Origin of the sequence: Streptomyces sp. NPDC096040 (genome assembly GCF_040303265.1) — a bacterium.
Lineage (GTDB): Bacteria > Actinomycetota > Actinomycetes > Streptomycetales > Streptomycetaceae > Streptomyces.
This window is the reverse complement of sequence record NZ_JBEOTA010000006.1, coordinates 312,738-336,156: the sequence shown is the minus strand read 5'-3', so window position 1 is coordinate 336,156 and position 23,419 is coordinate 312,738. Positions and strand designations below refer to the sequence as shown.

The following is a 23,419-nucleotide window of genomic DNA, read 5'->3' as shown; positions in this document are numbered from 1 at the left end:
CCTCTGGTTGCTGTACGGAACGTGATCTTCGCAGAGTCGTTCCTACCAGGGGTTTCACGCATGTCTGACGTCAGGTCACCGTCCAGTTCACGCAAGCTCGTTACTCAACGCAACCTTCAGGTTGCCGAGAAGACCTCACTGTCTCCTCGAATGTAGTCGGCACGTCCGACAACGCACGCCCCTTTATGGCAATGCGCGCCCCCCGAGGAACCGCGAGTGGTAGGGGCCCTTCGTGGACACAGCCGTCTTCGAGCGAATCCTCTGTTTCTGATCGAACAGGATCGACAGTGACCGAAACAAGACCCTTCCCGATCATCGCTCGTTTGTCATCCGGGGTTTCGGGGAACGGCCGCTGGGCAGCCGCGCGAAAAGAAGCGAAGGAACTGGCTCCGTTTCCGGGCGGTTCCGGAGATCCGGCGAGCGAAGGGCTGAGCCGTGGCTTTCAAGGTGACCGGCGTCGAACAGGGTGAGTGGGCCGTGCTCGGGGTGTCGGGCGAACTGGACCTGGTGACCTCGCCGGTGCTGCGCCAGCGGGTGCACGACGCGGTGGCCGAGGGCTATCACAGCCTGGTCCTCGACCTCTCCGACGTGTTCTTCTGCGACTCCAGCGGGGTCGGCGTCCTCATCGCCGCCCGCCGTCTGATCCGCTCCTGCCGGGGCCGGCTGCGGCTGATTCTGCCCGCCCAGGGCGCGAGTGACGGTTCTCACGTCAACCGGGTCCTCGGGGCCCTCGGCGTACGACGGCTGTTCGACGTGTACCCGGACATGGACAGCGCGGTCAGCGACGAGGAGGGCCCGCTCTCGGCGTAGGCTCCCGCGCCCCATGGCCGACGATCACGACAGTGCCACATTGTTGTCGCAGAATTCCCCCGGTCTTGGCACAAGGGTCTTTTTCCGGCTCCCCGGCCGCCGACCGCGTCGTAGGCTCGCTGCGAAAGGAACCCCCACGTCACGTAAGGCGGCTCGAACACACATGGTCAGCACGGAGCACGAGCGACGGATCGCCGCCCGGTTCGCAACCTTCGACCAGGACGGCAACGGCTGGATCGCCCGCGAGGACTTCAACGCGGCGGCCAAGGCACTGCTCGCCGAGTTCGGCGTCCCCGCCCGCTCCGACAAGGGCCAGGCCCTGTACGCCGGTGCGGAGGCTTTCTGGCAGGGCATGGCCGGCATGGCGGACCGGGACGGCGACCAGCGCATCACCCGCGAGGAGTTCGTGAGCGGCGCGGTCAAGCGGCTGCACGACAACCCCGACCGCTTCGGCGAGATCGCGCGCCCCTTCCTGCACGCGGCCCTCGCCCTCGCGGACATCGCGGGCGACGGCACGGCGGCCGTCTCCGACACCGTGCGTGTGCTGCGCGTCCTCGGGGTCCCCCCGGAGATCGCGCAGGCGGTCGCGGCAGGCCTCGACATCGACGGCGACGGCAAGGTCGCGGAGACGGAGATCGTGCCGGCGTTCGCCCGCTACTTCACGATCCCGGAGTAGCGCTTCCCGGCGCCGCAGTCTCCGGGCTCCGCGGCGCGGAAGCCGCCGAGAACCGCTCGCGCAGCTTGTACTTGAGCACCTTGCGCAGGGTCTCGTTGCGCGGAAGGGCGTCCACCACCTCCAGCCGCTCCGGCAGCTTGTGCACCGACAGCCCTTCCGTACGCAGGTACGACACCACCTCCGGGAGCGTCAACACGGACGCTCCCGGGGGCTGTTCGACCACCGCGCACACCAACTCCCCGCGCTCCGCGTCCGGCAGCCCCACCACCGCCGCATCGCCCACCGCCGGATGCGCGGCGAGCAGATCCTCGATCTCCTTCGCCGAGATGTTCTCGCCCTTGCGGATGATCACGTCCTTGAGGCGGCCGGTGAGCACGAGATGACCGCTCTCGGTCACATGCCCCAGGTCACCGGTCCGCAGGAACCCGTCCTCGTCGAAGGCCTCGGCGGTCTGCGCCGGATCCAGGTACCCCTGGCACACCGCCTCCCCGCGCAGCCGCACCTCACCGCCCGCGGCGATCCGTACCTCCATCCCCTGCGGCGGCTTCCCCTCGGTCGTCGCCAGGTTCTCCGCCGTGTCGTCCGGCGCCCCCATCGTGATCATCGGCACCTCGGTCATGCCGTACCCGTGCGTCAGCTGCACCCCCATCTCACGCACCACCGCGTGGTACACCTCCGGCGGCTTGGGCGCCCCGCCGCCGGCCAGCAGCCGCAGCGAGGGAATCACCGCAACCCCCGGCTGCCTGCGCTGCTCCGCCAGGAACATCGAGTAGAACGCCGTCGATCCGCCCGCCACCGTCACCCGGTGCCTGCGGTACTCCGGCAGCGCGTCCGGCAGTGCGAACTGCTCGAACATGACCGCCGGGAAGCCGTACAGCAGCAGCATCACCGTGTAGTCGGGGCCGGCGATGTGTGCGTACGGGAACGCCATCGAGCCCACGTCGGCCGCCGTCAGCCGCAGGGCGTGCGCCAGGCAGGAACCGCCCGCGATCAGTGAACGGTCCGTGTGGAGAACGCCCTTGGGGTCCGAGGTGGTTCCCGAGGTCCAGTAGATCCACCGGACGGAGGTGCCCTCGGCGGGCGGGGCGGGCAGCACGGCCGGATCGCCGTCGGGCAGCCCGTCGTACGCCTCGAAAACCCCCTTCGCGCCGAGTCGCCGTGCCATCTCCGTGTGGTCGAAGCCGCGCCACACGCCCGGTACGGCGAAGAACTCGGCCCTGGACTCGCGCAGCGCGAAGCCGACCTCGCGGTCCCGGTAGAAGGGGATGACGGGGGACTGGACGGCACCCAGGCGGGCCAGCGCGAAGGAGAGGACGGCCGTCTCGATGCGGGTGGGCAGCTGCCAGGCGACGACCGTGCCGGGGCGCACGCCCATGCCGTACAGCCCGGCCGCCGTGCGTTCGGCACGCGCGCGTAGATTGCCGAAGGACAGGGTGCGGTCGCCCTGGAGGAACACCGGGCGGCCGGGGGTGAGTTCGGCGCGGCGGGCGACGAGGTCCCAGAGTGTGCGGGAGGCGCTCAGCTCACGAGCGACGGCGTTCGCTTCGTGTGCGGTGGCGTTCGTTTCGTCCATGGCCGTGCCCCCTGCCGCCGTTAACTGACGAGTCGTCAGATCGTAGGACCTGGCACCTTGTCGGTCCAGGGGTGCGGGGCTAGCCTGCGAGATCTGACGAACCATCAGCTCCGTGGGGGTGTCTGCCGGTGGATCTGTCGTACACACCCGAGGAGGAGGACTTCCGGGCGCGCCTTCGGGAGTGGCTCGCCAAGGCGCTGCCGGGCCTGCCGCCGAAGCCGCGCCCCGAGGACTGGCCGGGCCGCCGCGCCTACGACCTCGGCTGGCAGCGGATGCTGTACGACGCCGGGTACGCCGACGTCCACTGGGACGCGTCCCCCACCGTGCGGCTGATCTTCCTCGAGGAGACCGAGAAGGCCGGCGCGCCCTATGTGGGCGCCAACTTCGTGGGCCTGCTGCACGCGGGCCCGACCATCGCCGCCGAGGGCACCGAGGAGCAGCGGGCGCGCTGGCTGACGCCGATCCTGCGCGGGGACGAGGTGTGGTGCCAGGGCTTCAGCGAACCGGGCGCCGGTTCCGACCTGGCGGCGCTGCGCACGCGCGCGTGGCGCGACGGGGACGACTATGTGGTGAGCGGCTCCAAGATCTGGACCTCGCACGCGGAAGTCGCCGACTGGTGCGAGTTGTTGGTGCGCACGGACGCGGAGGCGCCCAGGCATCGGGGCATCAGCTGGCTGGCCATGCCCATGGACGCGCCCGGCATCACCGTACGGCCGCTGCGCACGCTCGCCGGGTCGGCGGAGTTCGCCGAGGTCTTCCTCGACGAGGTGCGGGTGCCGGTGGCCAACCGGGTGGGCGCCGAGAACGACGGCTGGCGCGTCACCATGGTGACCCTCTCCTTCGAACGCGGCACCGCCTTCGTCGGCGAGGTCGTCGCCTGCCGCCGGGTGCTCGGCGACCTCGCGCGCGTGGCGCGCGAGAACGGCACCTGGGACGACCCGGTGCTGCGCCGCCGCCTCGGCCGGCTGAACGCCGAGTTCCGGGCACTGTGGCGGCTGACCCAGTGGAACGTCAGCGAGGCGGAGGGCAGGGGCGCGCCCGGCGTCGGCGGCTCGGTCTTCAAACTGCGCTACTCGCACGCACGGCAGGAACTGTACGACGCGGCCGCCGCCGTTCTCGGCCCGGACGCCCTCGACCTGGACCGGCCGTGGGTCCTCGACCGGCTCTCGTCCCTCTCGTACACCATCGCGGCCGGGACCTCGCAGATCCAGCGGAACATCGTGGCCGAGCGGATCCTCGGGCTGCCGAAGGGGCGGTGAACGGGCATGCGCTTCCAACTGAGTGACGAGCAGCGGGCCTTGCGGGACGGGATGCGGGAGCTGCTCGCACGCCGGTTCGACGGCGGGACACTGCGGGCGGCGGTCGGCGCGCCCTGTCTGGACCGGGGCCTGTGGCGCGAGCTGGGGGCGGCCGGGTTCTTCGCACTGCGGCTGCCGGAGGCGGACGGCGGGGTCGGACTCGGCCTGCCCGAGGCGGTGTTGGTCTTCGAGGAGGCGGGCCGGGCCCTGCTGACCGGCCCGCTGGTGGCAACCCACCTCGCGGCGGCCGACGTGCCCGGCGCGGCCACCGGGGAAGCCGTGGTGGCCCGCGTGGACGGCGGCCTGGTGGAGTGGCTGGCCGAGGCCGACGTCGTACGAGGGGACGCGTCGGGGGCCGTACCGCTGTGCTCCGTGGACCCGTTGACGCCGCTGCACCGGGTGCCGGGGGCGGCGGCCGTGGCCCCCGATCCGGTCGCCGTACTCCTCACCGCCGCCGAGCAGCTCGGCACCGCCACGCGCGCGTGCGAGCTCGCCGTGCAACACGCGCGGACGCGCGAACAGTTCGGGCAGCCGATCGGGGCGTTCCAGGCGGTCAAGCATTTGTGCGCCGAGATGCTGGTGCGCGCCGAGACCGCGCGTGCGGCCGTCTACGCGGCCGCGGTGACCGCCGACCCGGTGGACATCGCGGCGGCCCGGCTGCTCGCCGACGAGGCCGCCGTGCGCGGCACCCGGGACTGTCTCCAGGTGCACGGCGGGATGGGCTTCACCTGGGAGGCGCAGGTGCATCTGCACATGAAAAGGGCCTGGGTGCGGGCACAGCGTGGTGGCGGCAACACGGAGAGTGAGGAGACGCTCGCCGCCGAATTGCTCGGGTGAGCGTTCGAAACGGCTCTGGTCTGCGAAATCAGCGGCCCGGATTGCCGTGGTGTCGCGGATCGTGGCGTACCGGGATCACGGAGCGTTGATATCGGGTTGTGTCCAACGCGTGACTCGTCACGGCCTGGAGTCGGGCGCCCCCTCGGGTACCTTCTGTGAGATGCGAGTGGTTCCGAGGACGAGCCATGCCGGCGGTGCCGTCGAAGCGGCCCCGCGGTTCAGGGTGCATACCGCCCCTCGCAGGGCGGTAAGGGCTTGCGCCCCCGCCTGTTCGACTCCCCGCAGCGAGCGTCGCACAGTATGCCGTACGCGTACTCCTTCGCGTTGGAATATGCCCGAAGCGCTTGTTGGGGTGACTGTACGTCAACCATGCTGTCTCGTAAGGGAATCACGTTCCGTGACCCTTGCTCTGGCCGTTGTTCTGGCCATGCAGAAAATGGCTACGATCGTGGCCCTCGTCGTCCTTTTCGTCGCGGTCCTCGTCGTGGCGCTCGCTCGGCGCGGGTTCATGTGTCCGCCGGTTCGGATGGTGTGAGCGGTGCAGGTGCTTCAAGTGCAGCTGGAGATCCGGCCCGACCCCGCGGAGGTGGGACGGGCCAGGAGGTGGGCGCGCTCGCGCCTCGCCGGGTCCGGTATAGCGGCGGACGAGCCGCTCGCCGAGACGCTGATCCTGCTCGTCTCCGAGCTGGTCACCAACGCCGTGGTGCACACCGGCTGTCCGGCCGTGCTGCGGCTCTCGCTGCCGGGCACGGACCGTGGGGAATCCGAGGAAGCCGAGGAATCGGTCACCGTCCGGCTGGAGGTCGCCGACAGCAGTGACCGCGCGCCCGTACCGCGGTGCGTCGGCAGTGACGCGACCGGCGGCCGGGGCCTCGCCCTCGTCGACGGGCTCGCCGACCGCTGGGGCTGGAGCCCCGAAGGCGCAGGCAAGCGCATCTGGTGCGAACTCGACCGGTGTTCGGAACCCCGGCAGGGCGCGGCGGTGGCGTACGGAGGCGGACTGGCCTCGTTCGAGGGGCTGGCGTTCGAGGCGGTGTGACCCCGGTGTGCGGTGATGCGCCGGGGAATGCATCTGTGCGCGCCCATGATGAACCGGGGCATAAGTCCTAAAACCCCGAACGAGTGTTGACGCCTTGTGACCATTTGCTCACGCTTGAGGTCTGCGATTCGCCGCGAGGGGACGGCGAGGGGATTGATGCCCTCGTCGAGCGTGGGTCGAGCCGGACGGAGGCGTGCGGGACCGGGCTCGGGGCGGGCCGGTGCGCGCATTCGTCCGGGTTTCAGGGGGAATGGGGGAGGGGCGGTGTCACGCCGGTCTCGGCGTGGCACCGCCCTCGACCTCGAACAACGGCGGCACACCGACCTCAGAGCACGGCCACGGGGGCGACCGGGGTGCCCGTCGCCCCGACGAACGGCTCCGGCATCGCGGACAGCAGGAACGCGTACCGGCCGGTTTCTCCACAGGCTGTGGACAACTCTTCGAGATTCCAGTTCTGGCCCTGCAGCATCCCCATCTCCACCAGGTCCAGGGCGTGCACGGGCAGCCACAGGTCCTCGATCTCGGGCGGGAAGATCTCGAACGTGAGGGTGTCGTTGGCGACGGCGGCCACATCGCGCGCGTGGAACCACTCCGGGGTGCGCACCGAAAGCCCCGGCGACGGATAGCCGTACCCGTGCTTGTCCCCGGCGAGATACACCTGCACCTGCCCGGTCCGCACCAGCACGATGTCACCGCTGCGGACCGTGGTCCCGGCCAGCTCCTCGGCCGCGTCGAGATCCTCGGGCGTGACCGCACGACCCCCCTCCAGCCGCTCCACGCCGTGCGCGCGTGCCACGTCCAGCAGCACCCCGCGCGAGACGATGTGCCGCGCCTTGTCGATCCCCGCGAACTCGGCACCGCCGTGCGCGGTCACGGTCTGCGCCGGGCGGCCGTTGTACAGCTTCCCCGAGTGCGAGACATGGGTGAGCGCGTCCCAGTGGGTGCCGGCCTGCAGTCCCATGGTCACGGCGTCGTCGCTGCACGCGACCGTCCCCGGGCCGAAGAGCTCCTGGTTGATCTGCACCATGGTGTGCAGGGGATTGACCCGCCCCGGGATCATGCCGGTCTGCACGCCGTCCTGCCGGAGAGGGAGCGCGAGAGGGACGCGGCGGCCGGTCCGGACGGTCGCCGCCGCCTCCCGCACCACCTCGTCGGTGATCAGGTTCAGCGTGCCGATCTCGTCGTCGGCGCCCCAGCGGCCCCAGTTGTTGACGCGCTTGGCGATGTCGTGAAACGCCGAATGAGCTGTAGGCAGTGACATCTGGGTCCTCCCCGGGGCTTGTGTCCGCGCATCCGACGCGCCATAGAATCTAACGGTCCGTCAGAAACCGCGGGAAGGGGCCGGGCGTGGGGAACTTCTTGGCAGGCAAGGTCGTCGCCGTCACGGGTGCGGGGCGCGGGATCGGACGGGCGGTCGCGCTGGGAGCGGCGGCCGAAGGGGCGAAGGTCGTCGTCAACGACTACGGCGTCTCGGTCGACGGCGGATCGCCCACCAGCGAGGTCGCCGAGGCCGTCGTCAAGGAGATCGGGGCGGCGGGCGGGGACGCGGTCGCGGTGGCCGACGACATCTCCACGATGGCGGGCGGGCAGCGGGTCGTGGACATGGCGCTGGCGTCGTACGGCCGGCTCGACGGGGTCGTGTGCGTGGCGGGGATCCTGCGCGAGCGGATGCTGTTCAACATGACCGAGGAGGAGTGGGACCCGGTGGTCGCCACCCACCTCAAGGGCACGTTCACGGTGTTCCGGGCGGCGTCGGCGGTGATGCGCACCCAGCGCGCCGGCACACTGATCGGCTTCACCAGCGGCAACCACCAGGGCTCGGTCTCGCAGGCCAACTACAGCGCGGCCAAGGGCGGCATCATCTCGCTGGTGCGCAGCGCCGCGCTCGGCCTGCACAAGTACGGGGTGACCGCGAACGCGGTGGCGCCGGTGGCCAGGACCCGGATGTCGGCCGGGGTGCCGACGGAGCTCACGGAGATCGGCGAACCGGAGGACGTGGCGGCGTTCGTGGTCTACCTGCTGTCGGACGCCGCCCAGGACGCGGACATCACCGGGCAGGTGTACACGGTGGCCGGGCCGAAGATCGCGGTCTGGGCCCAGCCGAGGGAGTTGCGCGCCGCGTACGCCACCGAGGGGTCCTGGACCCCCGAACGGATCGCGGAGGTGCTGCCGGGGAGCGTGGGGGCGGATCCGATGCCGATGCTGGCGCGGGTGGCGGCGATGGAGACGGCGGCGCGGGCCGGCAGCCGACCGAACGCCTGAGGGAGGGGGATGCGCTGTGTGGCGGCTGCGGATGGGTGGGTCCGGGCGCCTGCTCGCCGTCGCGGGGTGCCGTGCGTGCGTGAGTGCGGCGCCGTCGTGGTCGTTCGCGCAGTTCCCGCGTCCCTTGGGTTTCTTGGGGTCATCGGCGCTCACAGGTCCCGTCCGTAGTTCCGTAACCCCTACGCATCTCTGGAGGTCACCGTGGAGTTCGGATTCGCGCCGGAGGACGAGGCGTTTCGTCGGGAGGTCCGGGTCTGGCTCGGCGCGCACGCCACGAGCGAGGTGGACCGGCGCGGTTGGGAACGCACTCTCGGGGCCGCCGGATGGATCGGGCTCGGCTGGGCGGAGGGCGGGTACGGGAACCGGACCGCCACGCTCACCCAGCAGGTCGCCTGGGCCGAGGAGTACGCCCGGTCGGCCGCGCCGCCGCGCTCCGGGCACATCGGGGAGAACCTGCTCGCCCCGACGCTCATCGCCCACGGCAGCGCCGAGCAGAAGGCGCGCTTCCTGCCGCCCGTCGCCGCCGGCGAGGAGCTGTGGTGCCAGGGGTACAGCGAGCCCGGCGCCGGGTCCGACCTCGCCGGCGTGCGGACCGCGGCCGTACGCGAGACGGACGGCTACCGCATCACCGGGCAGAAGATCTGGACCTCCCTCGCGCACGAGGCCGACTGGTGTTTCGTGCTGGCGCGGACCGAGCCCGGCTCACGGCGCCACCACGGACTGAGCTTCCTGCTCGTACCCATGGACCAGCCGGGCCGCATCGAGGTCCGCCCCATCCGCCAGATGACCGGCACCAGCGACTTCAACGAGGTCTTCTTCGACGGGGCCCACGCGCGCGTGGAGCACGTCGTCGGCGGCGAGGGCAACGGCTGGCGCGTGGCCATGAGCCTGCTCGGCTTCGAACGCGGGGTGTCGACCCTCGCCCAGCAGATCGGGTTCGCCGAGGAGCTGGGACGGGTGGTGCGGGACGCCGTGACGACCGGCGCCGCCGACGATCCCGTCGTACGGGCACGGCTCGTGCGGCAGTGGGCCGAGCTGCGGGTCATGCGCTGGAACGCCCTGCGCACACTGGGCAGTTCGGCCGCCGAGCCCGGCGCGCCCAGCGTGGCCAAGCTGCTGTGGGCCGGCTGGCACCAGCGGCTCGGTGAGCTCGCCGTGCTGGTCCGGGGCGCCTGCGCGAGCGTCGGCCCGGCCGACTGGTCGGCCACCGCGCCGTACGAACTGGACACCGCCCAGCACCTGTTCCTCTTCTCCCGGGCCGACACCGTCTACGGCGGCTCGGACCAGGTGCAGCGCACGATCATCGCCGAGCGCGTGCTCGGTCTGCCGAGGGAACCGAAGGGGGTCGAGTCGTGACGCGTGGTGTGGTGTTCGACGGGAAACAGGTACAGGTCGTCGACGATCTGGAGGTACGGGAGCCGGGAGCCGGTGAGGTACTGGTCTCCGTCGCGGCGGCCGGGCTGTGCCACAGCGATCTGTCCGTGGTGGACGGGACCATACCCTTCCCCGTTCCTGTGGTGCTCGGACATGAGGGTGCCGGGGTGGTGGAGGCGGTCGGTGTGGGGGTCAGCCATGTCGCGCCCGGAGACCATGTGGCGCTGTCCACCCTCGCCAACTGCGGTGCCTGCGCCGACTGTGACCGTGGGCGGCCCACCATGTGCCGCAAGGCCATAGGGCGGCCGCAGAAACCGTTCACGCGCAGCGGCCAGGCCGTCTACCAGTTCGCGTCCAACTCGGCCTTCGCGGAACGGACGGTCGTCAAGGCCGTGCAGGCGGTACGGATTCCGAAGGACATCCCGCTGACCTCGGCCGCCCTCATCGGATGCGGCGTGCTGACCGGGGTGGGCGCCGTACTGAACCGCGCCCGCGTCGACCGCGGCGACACCGTGCTGGTCATCGGCACCGGCGGGATCGGGCTCAACGTCATCCAGGGCGCGCGGATCGCGGGAGCGCTGCGGATCGTGGCCGTGGACGCCAACCCGGCCAAGGAGGAGGCGGCCCGGCGGTTCGGCGCGACCGACTTCCTGACCTCGACGGACGGTGTGAAGGACCTGCTGCCGACCGGGGTGGACCACGCGTTCGAGTGCGTCGGCCGGGTTGAACTGGTCCGGCAGGCCGTCGACCTCCTGGACCGGCACGGCCAGGCCGTCCTCCTCGGCACGCCCGCCGCCACCGCCGAGGCGTCCTTCGTCGTCGCCTCGATGTTCCTGGACAAGTCCATCCTGGGCTGCCGGTACGGCTCCTCGCGCCCCCAGCGGGACATCGCCCTGTACGCCGAGCTGTACCGCCAAGGACGCCTGATGCTCGACGAGTTGGTAACCGAGACCTACCCGGTGGAGGACTTCGAGAAGGCCCGCGCCGACGCGGAGGCGGGCCGGGTGGCACGGGGGGTGCTCACGTTCCGGTGAACCCGCGCCGCCGGTAGCCGACGGGCTGTGGAAAACCTGTCGGCGTTGTCGGCGCCCCCCTACCGTCGTCCCATGACCTACCGTGACGTCGCCTCGAAGCAGGTCCTGCTCTGGGCCTGCACCGCCGTGGGCGCCCGTATGCCGGTCGCCATGGCCCCGCTGGCCCTGGTGTTCCTGGTGCGTGAGCGCCCCGGCGGCTACTCGCTGGGCGCGATGCTCGCGGCGGCCTATGTGATCGGCGAGATCCTGGGCGCCCCCGTGCTCGGGGTGCGGCTGCGTCCCGAACGGGCCCGCGCACACCTGGCTGTCGGCCTCGCCACCGGGGCCGCCGGATTCGCCGGGCTCGGCATCTTCCCGGACGCACACCCGGCCGTCCTCGCCGTCCTCGCGTTCGTCGCCGGTGCCGCACCGGCCGCCGCCACCGGAGGCCTGCGCACCCTGCTCACCCACCTCGTCCCGGAGCGCTCGGCGGCGCAGGCGCTGTCCGTCGAGTCCATCCTGACGGCCGCCGTGTGGGCCCTCTCCCCGGCCGCGGTGGCCGGCCTGGCCCTCGCCGTCGCCCCCGGTGTCCCGTTGCGGCTCGCGGCCGCCCTCATGGCCTCGTCCGTGGCCGCGCTGTGGCTCCTCCCGGCGGCCTGGGGCACGGAGGAGCGGTCGGACACACCCCTGGCGCGCGTGCTGGCCGGTGCCTGGCCGGTGTATGTCACGGGCGCGGCCAGCCTGACCCTGCTCGGGCTGTCCGAACTCGTCCTGCCCGCCCTGCTGGAACAGCGCGGGATCGGTGTCGGCTGGTCGGGTCCGCTGCTGACCGGGATGGCCGTGGGCGGCGGGCTCGGCGCGTTCCTCCACGGACTGCGCAGCTGGCCGGGCCGGCTGCGCACCCACAGCGTGCTCCTGATGACCGGTACGGCGGTCTGTGTGACGCTCGCGGCCCTGATACCGCACTCGGCTGGGATCGCGTCCGCACTCGTCGTGGGCGGCATGCTTCAGTCGGCCGCGATGCTCACCCGCAACCTGTCGCTGCGCGATGCGCTCCCGCCGCGTGCCCAGGCCGCCGGCTACTCCCTGATGTACGCGGCCGCGGGCGCCGGTTACGCGGCGACCGGTTCCCTCGCCGGTGCGCTGCTTCGGGTGGTGGCGCCGTCCACGGCCGTCCTGGCCGGGGTGGGCGTGACCCTGGCGCTGAGCGGGATCGGCTGGTGGGGCGAGACCCGGCGTGCCGGGCGGTCAGCCCGGGACGCCGACACCACCGTGGCCCTTGGCTTCGCCGGCACCGGTCCGGAAGGTCCGGCGGTAGGCGGTCGGGGTGACGCCGAGCGCTGTCTGTAGGTGCTGCCGCATCGACTGGGCCGTGCCGAAGCCGGCGTCCCGGGCCACCTGGTCCATCGAGAGCTCGGTGGACTCCAGGAGGTGACGGGCGCGTTCGACGCGCTGCTGGGTGAGCCACTGGCCGGGGCTGACACCGGTCTCCTCGCGGAAGCGGCGCGTGAAGGTCCGTACCGACATGGCCTCCTGCTCGGCCATGTCCCGCAGCTGGATGGGCTCGTGCAGGCGGCCGAGCGCCCAGGTGCGGGCGGCCGTGGTGGTGGCGACCTGAGGGTCGGGGACCGGGCGGTGGATGTACTGGGCCTGGCCGCCGTCCCGGTGCGGGGGTACGACCGTACGGCGGGCCACCTCGTTGGCGACGGCCGTGCCGTGGTCGCGGCGGACCATGTGCAGGCACAGGTCGATGCCGGCGGCCACCCCGGCGGAGGTCAGCACGTCTCCGTCGTCGATGAAGAGGACGTCCGCGTCCACCTTGACCTGTGGGAACAGCCGCTGGAGGTGGTCCGCTTCGGCCCAGTGCGTGGTCGCCGGACGGCCGTCCAGGTAGCCGGCGGCGGCCAGGACGTAGACGCCGGTGCAGATGGAGGCGAGCCGGGTGCCGGGGCGGATGCGGGCGAGGGCGGCGGCCAGTTCGGGGGTGAGGACGCCCTCCTCGAAGACCGGGCCCAGTTCGTACGACGCCGGGATGACCACCGTGTCGGCGGTGGCCAGTGCCTCCGGGCCGTGCGGCACGTGGACCGCGAAGTCGGCGTCGGTCTCGACCGGCCCCGGCGGCCGGACCGAGCAGGTCACGACCTCGTACAGGTGCCGTCCCCGGGCGTCCTTGGGCCGGCCGAAGATGCGGTGCGGGATGCCCAGTTCGAAGGGGAGCAGACCGTCAAGGGCGAGGACGACAACTCGGTGCGGGCGGAAGCCGGAGTCACTGCCACTGCTCATGGCCCGATCCTAGCGAATACTGTCCTCCGGGCCACTCGATGGAGTGAACCCCGCGGCCGAAGCTTTATGGCGTGACCCAGACAAGCGAAGCCGCAGCAGCCGTCGAGGACTCGAAGCCGACCCGCTCACCGCGCATCCACCGTGCCTGGTTCGTCGCCGCCGTCACCTTCGTCACGATCGTCGGCGCGGCCGCCTTCCGCTCCCTGCCCGGCCTGTTCATCGACCCCCTGCACCAGGAGTTCGGCTGGTCGCGCGGCACGATCGGCGCGGCCGTCTCCGTCAACCTCGCGCTGTACGGGCTCACCGCACCGTTCGCGGCCGCGCTGATGGACCGTTTCGGCATCCGCCGGGTGGTGGCCGTCGCCCTGACCGTGATCGCGGTCGGCTCGGGCCTGACCGTGTGGATGACGGCGGCCTGGCAACTGGTGCTGTGCTGGGGCCTGCTGGTCGGCCTCGGCTCCGGCTCGATGGCCCTCGCCTTCGCCGCCACGGTCACCAACCGCTGGTTCACCACGCGGCGCGGCCTGGTCAGCGGCATCCTCACCGCCGGCTCCGCCTCCGGCCAGCTGATCTTCCTGCCGCTGCTGTCCTGGATGGTCGAGAGGTACGACTGGCGCCCGGCCGCCGTCACCGTCGCCCTCGCCGCCCTCGCGGTCGTCCCCTTCGTCTGGCTGCTGCTGCGCGACCACCCGGCCGACGTGGGCCTGAAGCCTTACGGCGCACCGGACTTCGTACCGAAGCCGGCGCCGGTCACCGGAGCCGCGCGCCGCACGGTCGGGGTGCTGCTCTCCGTCGTCCGCACCGGCCCCTTCTGGCTGCTCGCCGGCACCTTCGCGATCTGCGGCGCCTCCACCAACGGCCTGGTCCAGACCCACTTCGTGCCCGCCGCCCACGACCACGGCCTGCCGGTCACCACGGCGGCCTCGCTGCTCGCGGTCATCGGCGTCTTCGACGTCGTCGGCACGATCGCCTCCGGCTGGTTCACGGACCGCTTCGAACCGCGCCGCCTGCTCGCCGTCTACTACGCCCTGCGCGGCCTCTCCCTCCTCTTCCTGCCGATGCTGCTGGGCCCCGCCATCCACCCCCCGATGATCTTCTTCATCGTCTTCTACGGTCTCGACTGGGTCGCCACCGTCCCGCCCACGCTTGCCCTGTGCCGGGAGCACTACGGCGAGAACAGCGCCATCGTCTTCGGCTGGGTCCTCGCCTCCCACCAGGTCGGCGCGGCCCTCGTCGCCTACCTCGGCGGTGTCGCCCGCGATGTCTTCGGCACGTACGACATGGTCTGGTACGCCTCCGGCGCACTGTGCGCGGCGGCGGCGCTGATGGCGCTGGTGATCCGGCGACGGCCGGTGACCGCGGTGCCCGTCCTGGGCGTCTAGGAAATACCCCTAGCCGTCCAGTCCGAGCCCGGTGAACCGCCCCCGGTGGAACAGCAGTGGTCCGTCGGGGGTCTCGGCCGCGCCCAGCGCGGTCACCCGGCCGACCACGATCAGGTGGTCGCCCCCCGTGTGGACGGCATGGATCGCGCAGTCGATCCAGGCGGCGGCGCCGGTCAGGCGGGGCGCGCCGGACACCGGGGCCGTGTCGTACGCGACCCCCGCGAACTTGTCCGCGCCGCTCACCGCGAAGGCGCGGCACAGGGCGCCCTGTCCGGCGCCGAGCACGTTGACGCAGAAGACGCCCGCGCGGGCGATGCGCGGCCAGGTGGTCGACGTCCGGCCGACCATGAAGCAGATCAGGGGCGGGTCGAGGGAGAGGGAGGAGAAGGACTGGCAGGCGAAACCGGCGGGGGAGGGTTCGCCTTCGGCGGCCGGTGCGGTGACAACGGTCACCCCGGTCGCGAAGTTCCCCAGCACACGCCGGAACTCCGTCGGGTCGACCGGCGCCCGCTCGTCCACGTGCACGCACCGCAACTCCGGGCGTGGCAAGGCCTCCACGGGCCCCGGCGGGGGAACCGACCTGAGATATCGAACGGCCGCCGCGGCCGCCCCTGCGTGTCCCATCACATGTTCATTGAAGCTGACGGAACGTCAGATGGGAAGGTCGTTGGCAGACGGGCGTACGGCTGCTTCGTATGCTGCGCTCATGCGGTGGGGAGTGCCACGTGACCGGCTCCGTGACCGGCGGCCGGTCCGGTCGGCCGGTGATCTGAACGCGGCGGCCGCGCCGGCGGCGGCTCGACTGCCGGCGGCCGGCTGTTCGTGATCTTCGGCGATCCCGACGCGGGCACCCTGCGGATCCGCGAACGGGCGACCGACTGATCGGCCGTCGTCGGATGGACGACCGGTCAGCGGCCGTCGTCGGGTGGACGGTCGGCTGCTCGGCCGTCGTCGGGTGGATCACCGGTCAGCGGCCGTAGTCGGCTGGATGACCGGTCAGCCGGACGTAGTCGGTCGGCCGGTCGGTCGTAGTCGGGTGGACCGTCGGCCGGTCGGCCGGTCGGCCGGTCGGCCTCACCGGCCGTGGAAGTCCGGGCTTCTGCGTTCCACGAAGGCCTGTAGCCCCTCCTGGGCGTCCCGCGTCGTCATGTTGATTTCCTGGGCGGCGGACTCGGCCGCGAAGGCGGATGCCCGGTCGCTGTCCAGGGAAGCGTTGACCAGCTGCTTCGTCAGGGCGAGGGCGCGTGTCGGCCCGGTGGCGACCCGGACGGCCCAGTCCCGTGCCGTCCTGGTCAACTCCTCGTCCGGTACGACCCGGTTGACCAGGCCAAGGCGTTCGGCCTCCGGGGCGGAGAGGGCGTCGCCGAAGAACATCAGCTCCTTGGCGCGGTGCGGGCCGATCAGACGGGGGAGGAGGTAGGCGCCGCCGCCGTCGGGGACCAGGGCGCGGCGGACGAACACCTCGATGAAACGGGCGGATTCGGCGGCCAGGACCAGGTCGCAGGCGAGCGCGAGATGGGCGCCGAGGCCGGCGGCGGTGCCGTTGACCGCCGCGATCACCGGCTTCTCGCAGTCGAGGACGGCGGCGACGAGACGCTGGGCGCCCAGCCGGATGGTGCGGGCCACGTCGCCGGGGAGGCGTTCGGCGGTGGCGCCGCCGCGGAGGTCGGCGCCCGCGCAGAAACCGCGGCCCGTTCCGGTGAGGACCACGGCCCTCACCGAGGGGTCGGCGGAGGCTTCGGAAAGAAGTTGGATGATGCGTTCTCGCTGGTCAGGGGTGATGGCGTTGAGGGCCTCGGGGCGGTTGAGGGTGATCTGCGCGACCTGATTGTCAGTGGCGTGCAGTACCAATGACTCAACGGAAATTTCCGGCTCTTCGTTCTTTGAAGGCTCACGGGGGGAATTGGGCATGTTCATCTCAGCGGCACACCGCCAGCGCGTCCAGCGCCACCGCGCCCTGTCCCTCGGGCAGCACCATCAGCGGGTTGATGTCGAGCTCGGCGAGCTGGTCGCCGAGCTCCAGGGCCATCCGCTGGACGCGGAGGACCACCTCGACGAGCGCTTCGAGGTCGGCAGGCGGCCGCCCCCGGACCCCGTCCAGCAGGGCCCGCCCGCGCAGTTCGGTGAGCATGGCCCGGGCCTGCTCCTCGCCGAACGGCGGCACGCGTACGGCCGCGTCGTGCAGGACCTCGACCAGGACCCCGCCCAGCCCGACGGTCACCGTCGGCCCGAACAGGGCGTCGTGCGTGACCCCGACCACCATCTCCACGCCCCACTCGACCATCTGGCAGACCAGCACACCGTCGAGGGTCACCCCCTCGTAGCGGGCGATGTCGGTCAGCTCCCGGTAGGCGTCCCGGACCTGGCTGGCGGAGGTCAGCCCGATCTTCACCAGGCCCAGCTCGGTCTTGTGGGCGATCTGGGCGCCGGACGCCTTCATCACCACCGGGTAGCCGACCAGCCCCGCCGCGCGCACGGCGGCGGCCGCGCTGGTCACCAGCTGCTCACGCGGCACCCGTATGCCGTACGCGCGCAGCAGTTGCTTCGCCGCGTGCTCGCTCAGCTGCTGCCCCGGCCGCATCAGCGCGAGTGCCTTGCGACAGGAGGGGGAGGGTGTGCGCGGGGCTTCGTCGAAGGGGGAGCGGTAGGCGCGGACGAAGCGGTGGTGGTCGAGGTAGGCGCGGACGGCGGTGAGGCAGTTGCCGACCGTGCGGAAGGTGGCCACCCGGGAGGAACCCAACAGGACCTCACGGTAGGCGGGTTCGGTGCCGACCGGCGAACCCCACACCACACACACCAGCTTGTCGGTCGCCTCGGCCGCGTCGACCAGGTCCCGCACGAGCCGGTCGCTGAGCGGTGGGAAGGGGCCGGTGATCGGGCAGATCAGCACGCCGACCTCCGGGTCGGCGAGGATGGAGTCGATGATCTTCCGGCCGCGCCAGTCGCCCACCGGATGGCCGCCGTTGTCGACCGGGTTGGCCACGCTCAGATACTCCGGTATCCACTGGTGCAGCTCGGCCTGGCGCGCATCGGACAGCACCGGCAGCCGGAGTCCCGTGCCGGACGCCAGGTCGGCGACGTGCGCGCCCGTGCCGCCCGAGATCGAATAGACGACCACTCCGTCGGCGCGCGGCGGCCGCGCCCTGGCCAGCAGGGCGGCGGTGTCCTGGAGTTCGTCGAGGCCGTCGACGCGGATCACCCCGTACTGGCGCAGCGCCGCGTCGATCACGTCGTCCGCGCCGGTCAGCTTGCCGGTGTGGGTTGCGGCGGTGCGGGCGCCGGCCTCGGTGCGGCCGACCTTCACGGCGACCACCGGCACCCCGCGGCGGGCCGCGCGGTCGGCGGCCAGCAGAAAGGCGCGGCCGTCCTTGAGGCCCTCGACGTAGCAGGCGATGGCGCCGACCTCGGGGCGTTCGGCGAAGTAGGAGAGGAAGTCGGCGGTCTCCAGGTCGGCCTCGTTGCCGGTCGGCGCCCAGTGCGAGAGCCGGATGCCGAGTTCCTGGGCGGCGAAGACAGGCCGGCCCTGGTGCCCTGACTGGGTGATCAGCGCGATCGCCGGTCCGTCCAGGTCGTCGCGGAAGCGCTCGAAGGCGTTCAGGTTGGTGTTCGGGCCGAGCAGCCGCAGCCCGGAGCGGCGCACGGCGGCCGCGAGCCGGACCTGGGCCGCCGCCCCCTCCTCGCCGGTCTCGGCGAACCCCGAGGCGAAGGCGACGGCGAACCTCACCTTGGCCTCGGCCAGTTCCTCGATCACCGGAAGGGGGTCGGCGACCAGGAGTACGGCGAGATCGACCTGCTCGGGCAGGTCGGCGACGGAAGGAGCGCAGGCGATGCCGAAGACCGACGGCCGGGCCGGATGGACCGGGTGGACCCGGGCCCCGACCCGCTCGGCCCAGTCGAGGATCTGCCGGGTGATACCGGTGTTGGGCCGCCCCTCGGCGTCCGAGGCGCCGATCACGGCGACGGACTCGGGCCGGAAGAACCTGTCCAGATCCGGTACGTCCGCGTGCAGCGGCCGCCCGCTGACGTCATGCTCGTCCGCGTCGGCCGTCCGGCCGTGGACAGCGGGCCCGGGACGCTGCTCACCGCAGGCGATGACCCGGGCCCGGCGGGAGTCGGTGGTGAGGGTGCCGTGGGTTGATCCAAGCATCGTTCCGCCCGCTCCTGTGTGACAGCACAATTAACTGACGCTGTGTCAGATTACTGAACTGACGTCGCGTCAGGAACTGGTCTGCACGCAAAGTTGAGGCCGAAAGCGCCCCTCGCCCCGCCTGTTGCCACTACCCGAGGGCGGCCGGGACCTCCTTCGTCACCCGCGCTCGCCCGACGGGATGCGTTCTGGGCCCTGGCGCGAGCGCAGGGCTCGGCCTACGCCACCCGCTGCCGCTTGGCGACGGCCTTCGCGATCTTCTCCGCGTCGATGGCCATCTCCCGGAACATGCCGGTGATGGGGTTGGTGTAGCCGGTGAAGTACAGGCCGGGGGCGTTCTTCGGGGTGCGGCGGCCGTGGGCGACGGGGTGGCCGGTGTCGTCGAGGACGTCGAGGTGGCCGACCAGGTCCTCCAGCGCGCGCATGTATCCGGTCGCGGCGATCACCGTGTCGGGGGAGACGAGGGTGCCGTCGGCGAGGGTGACCTTGCCGTCCTCGAAGCCGTCGACGGCGGCCACGATCTCGACCTTCCCCTCCCGGACCGCGTCGATGAGGCCGACGTCCAGGATCGGGATGGCGCCCTGCCTGGCCCGGGTGTACAGGCCGGTGTCGGGGCGGGGCAGGCCCTGGGCGGCCAGGTCGGGCACGCTGACCTTGGCCATCGTGCGGGCGAGCCGGTCGACGACGGACACCGGGAGGCGTCGTACCAGGATCGAGTTGTACTGGGCGGCCCAGCCGGCGGTGGAGCGGCGCACGATGTGCGGGACCGTGCGGACGGCGAGCCGTACCCGCGAGGCGCCGCCCTCGACCAGGTCGACGGCGATCTCGGCGCCGGTGTTGCCGACGCCGACGACGAGGACGTCCTGGCCGGCGAAGGGCTCGGCGTTCCGGTACTCGCCGGCGTGCAGGAACCGGCCGCCGTAGGTGTCCAGGCCGGGCCAGTCGGGGATGCGCGGGGTGTGGTTGAAGCCGGTGGCGACCACCACCGCGGAGCCGGTCAGCTCACGGCCGCCGGAGGCGTGCAGCAGCCAGCCGTCGCCGTCGGGCGAGCGCTCCACGCGGGAGACCTCGACGCCGGTGACGATCTCCAGCTCGTGGTGCTCGGCGTACTTCTCCAGATAGCGGACCACGTCGTCGCGGGAGACCCAGCGGCCGAAGCGGCGCGGCATGGGCAGGCCGGGGAGGGCGGAGAGGCGGCGGGTGGTGTGGAGATGGAGCCGGTCGTAGTGGCGACGCCAGGACGCGCCGACCTCGTCGGACTTCTCCAGCACGACGGCACGTATGCCCCGGGCCCGCAGCGCGTACGCGGCGGCGAGCCCGCCGGGGCCGGCGCCGATGACATAGACGGGCGAGACGGTGGGGGGAAATGCGGCCATGAGCGGGAGCGTAATCACGCTCTCCGTTGATGGGTCTCGGTCAAGACCGGAATTGGTTGCGGATTGATCACACCCGTAGGAGAAGTGGGTGGGACTTGTGACGTGGCCCACTTGGTCTGAACGGAAAGGGAAGGGGAGGGTTCGAAAAGGCCCGTGCCGTCGGGCTCCGGTGCGCTGGAGCCCGACGGCACGGGTGGGCGGTGTCCTTGGACAGACGGGAAAAGGACACCGCGTTCGAGGGGGGCTATTGCGGGCGTGAGGCGCCTATCTCGATCGTGAGAGGTCCTTACTTCCGCAGCGGTTTCTTACTTCCGTAGCGGCCTCTCAGGCCTGCTTGCCCTTCTTGCCGTTGCCCTTGCCCTTGCCATAGCCCGTCACCTCGGCGATCCAGTCAACAATCTGCGGGGATTCATGGCGGACCCGCAGCCCCATCGGAATCGCACAGCTTTTGCCCAGCTCCCTCTGGGCTCCGGCATCCATCTGACATAACGTCAGGTTCATGGATGCGACGAGTGCGCCGAGCGCCACGACAGCGGCTACCGCCATGACTGCGACGACTGCGACGAGTGGCGACCGGGCCCGCACATCCGCCCGGCGATACGACCTCCCCGAACCGGACGCCTTCACCCGCCTCTACTGGGAGGCGGCGGCCGAGGGCCGGCTTCTGCTGCGCCGCTGCCGTTCCTGCGGCCGGGCCCACCACTACCCCCGGGAGTTCTGCCCGCACTGCTGGAGCGAGGACGTCGTCTGGGAGCCCGCGAGCGGCCGCGCGGTCCTCTACACCTGGTCCGTCGTCCACCGCAACGACCTCCCGCCCTTCGGTGACCGCATCCCGTACGTCGCCGCCGTGGTCGACCTGGCGGAGGGCCCGCGCATGATGACCGGGCTGGTCGGCGTGCCCGAGCCGCGCGCGGGACTGGAACTCGAGGTCGCCTTCCGGGACGGCGCGCCGGTGTTCCGCCCCGCGGCACGCTGAAACGCTGGGCCACCACCCGGCGCAGAGGTTTCAATAACCCCATGGCCCAGATCGACGAACAGCCCGCCGCCCGCCGCCCCGACGTCACCCCGCACGGTCACGGCCTACGCCTCGACCACTGGAACCCGGACTCGCAGGCCCACGCCGATGCCTGGCTGCGCGGCCGCACCGACCTGGACTTCCTGCGCTGGAACACCCCCCTCCAGCCGGACATCGACCTCGCGGGAGCCCGTGCCGCCCTGCTGCGGCAGCGGGAGCAGGTGGCCGCCGGCAGCTGCGCGCCGTTCCGGATCGCGGACGAGGAGAGCGGTACGACCCTCGGGCACATCGGTATCAACATGATCGACCGGGTGTCCCGTTCGGCCCGGGTCGGCTACTGGGTGCTCCCCGAGGCACGGGGCCGCCGGGTCGCCACCCACGCCCTGACCCTCGCCGCCCGCTGGACCTTCACCGAGCTGGGCCTCTACCGCCTGGAGCTGGGGCACGCCCTCGGCCACGAGGCGTCATGCCGGATAGCGCAGACATGCGGTTTCCCGTACGAAGGGGACGCTGCGGGGCGCGATGTTCGAGGCGGGCCGGCCGCACGCGTTCCGGGACGCCCACCTGCACGCCCGCCTCGCCTCGGACCCGGAACCGTCCCTGGATTAATTCACGTGCGGGGCGGGGCGATCGACCACGACCATCGACCATGGCCACCGACACACCCGCATCCGAAACACCCGAAACATCCGAAGCATCCGACGCATCCGATGCCTCCGACTGGCACTTCACCTCCGATGTGGACGAGTTCCTCGCCCGCGCCCACGACTTCCTCCACTCCCGCCCGGACCTGCACACCGTCCATCTGACGGTGACGCAGCAGCTGCGGAGCCGCGGCCCGTCAACGTACGGTGATCAGCCCCCGTTCCTCGGCTTCCTCACCCGCGGCGACGGCAGCGTGGGCGCGGCACTGCTGCACACCCCGCCGCACGCCCTGCGCACCACCCGCCTCACGGCGGGCGAGACCGAGGCGCTGGCCGCCCGTCTCCTCACCCTCGGCCACCCGGTCCCCGGCTTCGCCGCCGAACGCGCGACGGCGGAGGCGTTCGTGGCGGCCTGGGAACGGCTGACCGGGACGCCCGGAAAGCTCCGCGACCTCGAACGGCTCTACCGGCTGGGTGAGTTGACGGCACCCTCTCCGGCGCCGGAAGGCCGGGCGAGGGTGGCCGGCCCTTCGGACCGGGACCTGCTGATCCGCTGGTACGGCGGTTTTGTCGCCGACGCGGGCGTACCGGGCGGTCAGGACGCGGGAGACTGGGCCGACTTCCGGCTCTCCTACGGCGGCATCACACTTTGGGAGACCCCCGACGGCACCCCGGTGTCCATGGCCGGCGTGACCCCGACGGTCGCCGGCCAGGCTCGGATCGCGCCCGTCTACACCCCGCGGGAGCTGCGCGGCCGCGGCTACGCCGGCGCGGTGACGGCGGAGGTCAGCCGGGCGGCCCTGGCCCGGGGCGTCGGCGAGGTCCTCCTCGTCACGGACCTCGCGAACCCGACGAGCAACGCGCTCTACCAGCGCCTCGGCTACCGGCAGGTGGCCGACTGGGCGGTGTACGGCTTGGGGGAGCGCGCGTAGGAGGATCCCGGCGCCTACGGTCGGCGGGCGTGGCGCGGTTGCCCGGCGCTCATGGCCACAGCAGTTGCGTCCGCCAAGCGTGGTCCCCTTCCCTGACGTACCGGAGCCGGACATGGCGTCGTTCCGGGTCGCCCTGGAAGAACTCGACCTCCTCCGGGCGCAGCCGGTAGAGGGTCCAGGTGGGGGAGGAGGCGGTCGGGTCGGCGCGGGCCCGTTCCCAGGCCGCCTCCGACTCCTCCCGCAGCTCCTCCAGCGAGGCCAGGATCCCGCTCTGCCTGCCGGTGAGCGCCGCCGCCAGGGCGCCCGTCGAGCGGGCGTGCAGATCCGCCTGGCCCTCCTCCCACGGGGCCGCGGTGACCGGCCCGCGGAGCCGGACCTGGCGGCCCAGCGCCGGCCAGTAGAAGGCCAGCGCCGCGTACGGACGGGCGCTCAGCTGATGACCCTTGCGGCTGGTCAGATGCGACGCGAAGGACCAGCCGTCCGGGTCCGCGCCGTGCAGCATCACGATCCGTACGTCCGCCCGGCCCTCCTCGTCCGCCGTCGCCAGCGACACCGTGTGCGGCTCCGGCTGCCCGGCCGCCACCGCCTCCGCGAACCACTCGGTGAAGAGGGGGAGCGGGGCATCGGGCGCCGACGCCGGGTCGAACGGCCGTAGCTCCGTGGTCTCGGGGGACCAGACCCGGAGGGACTTCAGGAGCGTGTGAAGATCCGTTGCTGCCATGTGCCGAGTATCACTCGGGGACCCCGCGCGGCCGCAC

The 23,419-nt window shown here is 71.9% G+C and carries 21 protein-coding genes and 1 pseudogene; 13 read left to right on the top strand and 9 right to left on the bottom strand.

The genetic code is table 11. The features are described 5' to 3' along the window. Positions 1–435: 435 nt before the first annotated feature. A complete protein-coding gene (locus ABTY98_RS10575; RefSeq protein ID WP_352220485.1) occupies positions 436–810 on the top strand; it encodes an STAS domain-containing protein in 375 nt (124 codons plus the stop codon). 163 nt (positions 811–973) lie between these two features. Then, entirely contained in the window at positions 974–1,486 is a 513-nt protein-coding gene (locus ABTY98_RS10570; RefSeq protein WP_352220484.1) for an EF-hand domain-containing protein, read from the top strand. Here ABTY98_RS10570 and ABTY98_RS10565 read toward each other — a convergent pair. Continuing rightward, on the bottom strand, positions 1,470–3,059 hold the full coding sequence (locus ABTY98_RS10565) for a class I adenylate-forming enzyme family protein (RefSeq protein ID WP_352220483.1): 1,590 nt from the start codon (positions 3,057–3,059) through the stop codon (positions 1,470–1,472). The two genes, ABTY98_RS10570 and ABTY98_RS10565, sit on opposite strands and share 17 nt — an antisense overlap. Before the next feature lie 128 nt (positions 3,060–3,187). Here ABTY98_RS10565 and ABTY98_RS10560 point away from each other — a divergent pair, with 128 nt between their 5' ends. The 3 genes from ABTY98_RS10560 (at position 3,188) to ABTY98_RS10550 (ending at position 6,233) form a co-directional block, all read left to right on the top strand. Beyond that, a complete protein-coding gene (locus ABTY98_RS10560; RefSeq protein WP_352220482.1) occupies positions 3,188–4,318 on the top strand; it encodes an acyl-CoA dehydrogenase in 1,131 nt (376 codons plus the stop codon). 6 nt (positions 4,319–4,324) lie between these two features. Further along, complete coding sequence (locus tag ABTY98_RS10555) at positions 4,325–5,194, top strand: acyl-CoA dehydrogenase family protein (RefSeq protein ID WP_352220481.1); 870 nt, start codon at positions 4,325–4,327, stop codon at positions 5,192–5,194. 553 nt (positions 5,195–5,747) lie between these two features. Continuing rightward, positions 5,748–6,233 carry an ATP-binding protein gene (locus ABTY98_RS10550; RefSeq protein WP_352220506.1) on the top strand — a complete coding sequence of 162 codons (486 nt, stop codon included), beginning with the start codon at positions 5,748–5,750 and terminating at the stop codon, positions 6,231–6,233. A gap of 325 nt (positions 6,234–6,558) precedes the next feature. Here the strand turns inward: ABTY98_RS10550 and ABTY98_RS10545 are convergent, their stop codons facing one another. Continuing rightward, positions 6,559–7,494 (bottom strand): cyclase family protein, encoded by a 936-nt coding sequence (locus ABTY98_RS10545; RefSeq protein WP_352220480.1) that lies wholly within the window; start codon positions 7,492–7,494, stop codon positions 6,559–6,561. Positions 7,495–7,580: 86 nt separating this feature from the next. Between ABTY98_RS10545 and ABTY98_RS10540 the strand changes: the two genes are divergently transcribed. From ABTY98_RS10540 to ABTY98_RS10525, 4 genes are all read left to right on the top strand, one after another. After that, positions 7,581–8,495, top strand: a complete 915-nt coding sequence (locus tag ABTY98_RS10540) for an SDR family NAD(P)-dependent oxidoreductase (RefSeq protein ID WP_352220479.1) — start codon at positions 7,581–7,583, stop codon at positions 8,493–8,495. A 201-nt stretch (positions 8,496–8,696) separates the two neighbouring features. Further along, complete coding sequence (locus ABTY98_RS10535) at positions 8,697–9,851, top strand: acyl-CoA dehydrogenase family protein (protein ID WP_352220478.1); 1,155 nt, start codon at positions 8,697–8,699, stop codon at positions 9,849–9,851. Beyond that, a complete protein-coding gene (locus ABTY98_RS10530) occupies positions 9,848–10,903 on the top strand; it encodes a Zn-dependent alcohol dehydrogenase (RefSeq protein WP_352220477.1) in 1,056 nt (351 codons plus the stop codon). Before ABTY98_RS10535 ends, ABTY98_RS10530 begins: the two co-directional genes overlap by 4 nt. A 72-nt stretch (positions 10,904–10,975) precedes the next feature. Continuing rightward, the gene (locus ABTY98_RS10525) at positions 10,976–12,232 is read left to right on the top strand and encodes an MFS transporter (RefSeq protein WP_352220476.1); all 1,257 of its coding nucleotides are present in this window, start codon (positions 10,976–10,978) and stop codon (positions 12,230–12,232) included. Here ABTY98_RS10525 and ABTY98_RS10520 read toward each other — a convergent pair. Further along, positions 12,131–13,165, bottom strand: coding sequence for a GlxA family transcriptional regulator (locus tag ABTY98_RS10520; protein ID WP_352220475.1), 1,035 nt, complete (start codon positions 13,163–13,165; stop codon positions 12,131–12,133). The genes ABTY98_RS10525 and ABTY98_RS10520 overlap by 102 nt on opposite strands. Positions 13,166–13,236: 71 nt before the next feature. Between ABTY98_RS10520 and ABTY98_RS10515 the strand changes: the two genes are divergently transcribed. Further along, positions 13,237–14,547, top strand: coding sequence for an MFS transporter (locus ABTY98_RS10515; protein WP_352220474.1), 1,311 nt, complete (start codon positions 13,237–13,239; stop codon positions 14,545–14,547). A gap of 9 nt (positions 14,548–14,556) precedes the next feature. Here the strand turns inward: ABTY98_RS10515 and ABTY98_RS10510 are convergent, their stop codons facing one another. From ABTY98_RS10510 to ABTY98_RS10490, 5 genes are all read right to left on the bottom strand, one after another. After that, complete coding sequence (locus tag ABTY98_RS10510; RefSeq protein ID WP_352220473.1) at positions 14,557–15,171, bottom strand: flavin reductase family protein; 615 nt, start codon at positions 15,169–15,171, stop codon at positions 14,557–14,559. 450 nt (positions 15,172–15,621) lie between these two features. Beyond that, positions 15,622–16,458 (bottom strand): enoyl-CoA hydratase/isomerase family protein, encoded by an 837-nt coding sequence (locus tag ABTY98_RS10505; protein WP_352220472.1) that lies wholly within the window; start codon positions 16,456–16,458, stop codon positions 15,622–15,624. Positions 16,459–16,465: 7 nt separating this feature from the next. Beyond that, positions 16,466–18,694: an acetate--CoA ligase family protein gene (locus tag ABTY98_RS10500; protein WP_352220471.1), complete on the bottom strand. Its 2,229-nt coding sequence runs from the start codon at positions 18,692–18,694 to the stop codon at positions 16,466–16,468. Positions 18,695–18,912: 218 nt separating this feature from the next. Next, on the bottom strand, positions 18,913–20,070 hold the full coding sequence (locus ABTY98_RS10495) for a flavin-containing monooxygenase (protein WP_352220470.1): 1,158 nt from the start codon (positions 20,068–20,070) through the stop codon (positions 18,913–18,915). Positions 20,071–20,394: 324 nt separating this feature from the next. Then, positions 20,395–20,616, bottom strand: coding sequence for a hypothetical protein (locus ABTY98_RS10490; protein ID WP_352220469.1), 222 nt, complete (start codon positions 20,614–20,616; stop codon positions 20,395–20,397). Here ABTY98_RS10490 and ABTY98_RS10485 point away from each other — a divergent pair. From ABTY98_RS10485 to ABTY98_RS10475, 3 genes and pseudogenes are all read left to right on the top strand, one after another. Beyond that, positions 20,615–21,046 carry a Zn-ribbon domain-containing OB-fold protein gene (locus tag ABTY98_RS10485; RefSeq protein ID WP_352220468.1) on the top strand — a complete coding sequence of 144 codons (432 nt, stop codon included), beginning with the start codon at positions 20,615–20,617 and terminating at the stop codon, positions 21,044–21,046. The two genes, ABTY98_RS10490 and ABTY98_RS10485, sit on opposite strands and share 2 nt — an antisense overlap. Before the next feature lie 41 nt (positions 21,047–21,087). Beyond that, positions 21,088–21,694: pseudogene (locus ABTY98_RS10480) on the top strand (GNAT family N-acetyltransferase). A 130-nt stretch (positions 21,695–21,824) separates the two neighbouring features. After that, positions 21,825–22,661, top strand: a complete 837-nt coding sequence (locus ABTY98_RS10475) for a GNAT family N-acetyltransferase (RefSeq protein ID WP_352220505.1) — start codon at positions 21,825–21,827, stop codon at positions 22,659–22,661. Positions 22,662–22,710: 49 nt separating this feature from the next. Here ABTY98_RS10475 and ABTY98_RS10470 read toward each other — a convergent pair whose 3' ends face one another. Further along, a complete protein-coding gene (locus ABTY98_RS10470) occupies positions 22,711–23,382 on the bottom strand; it encodes a pyridoxine/pyridoxamine 5'-phosphate oxidase (protein ID WP_352220467.1) in 672 nt (223 codons plus the stop codon). Between the last annotated feature and the right edge of the window lie 37 nt (positions 23,383–23,419).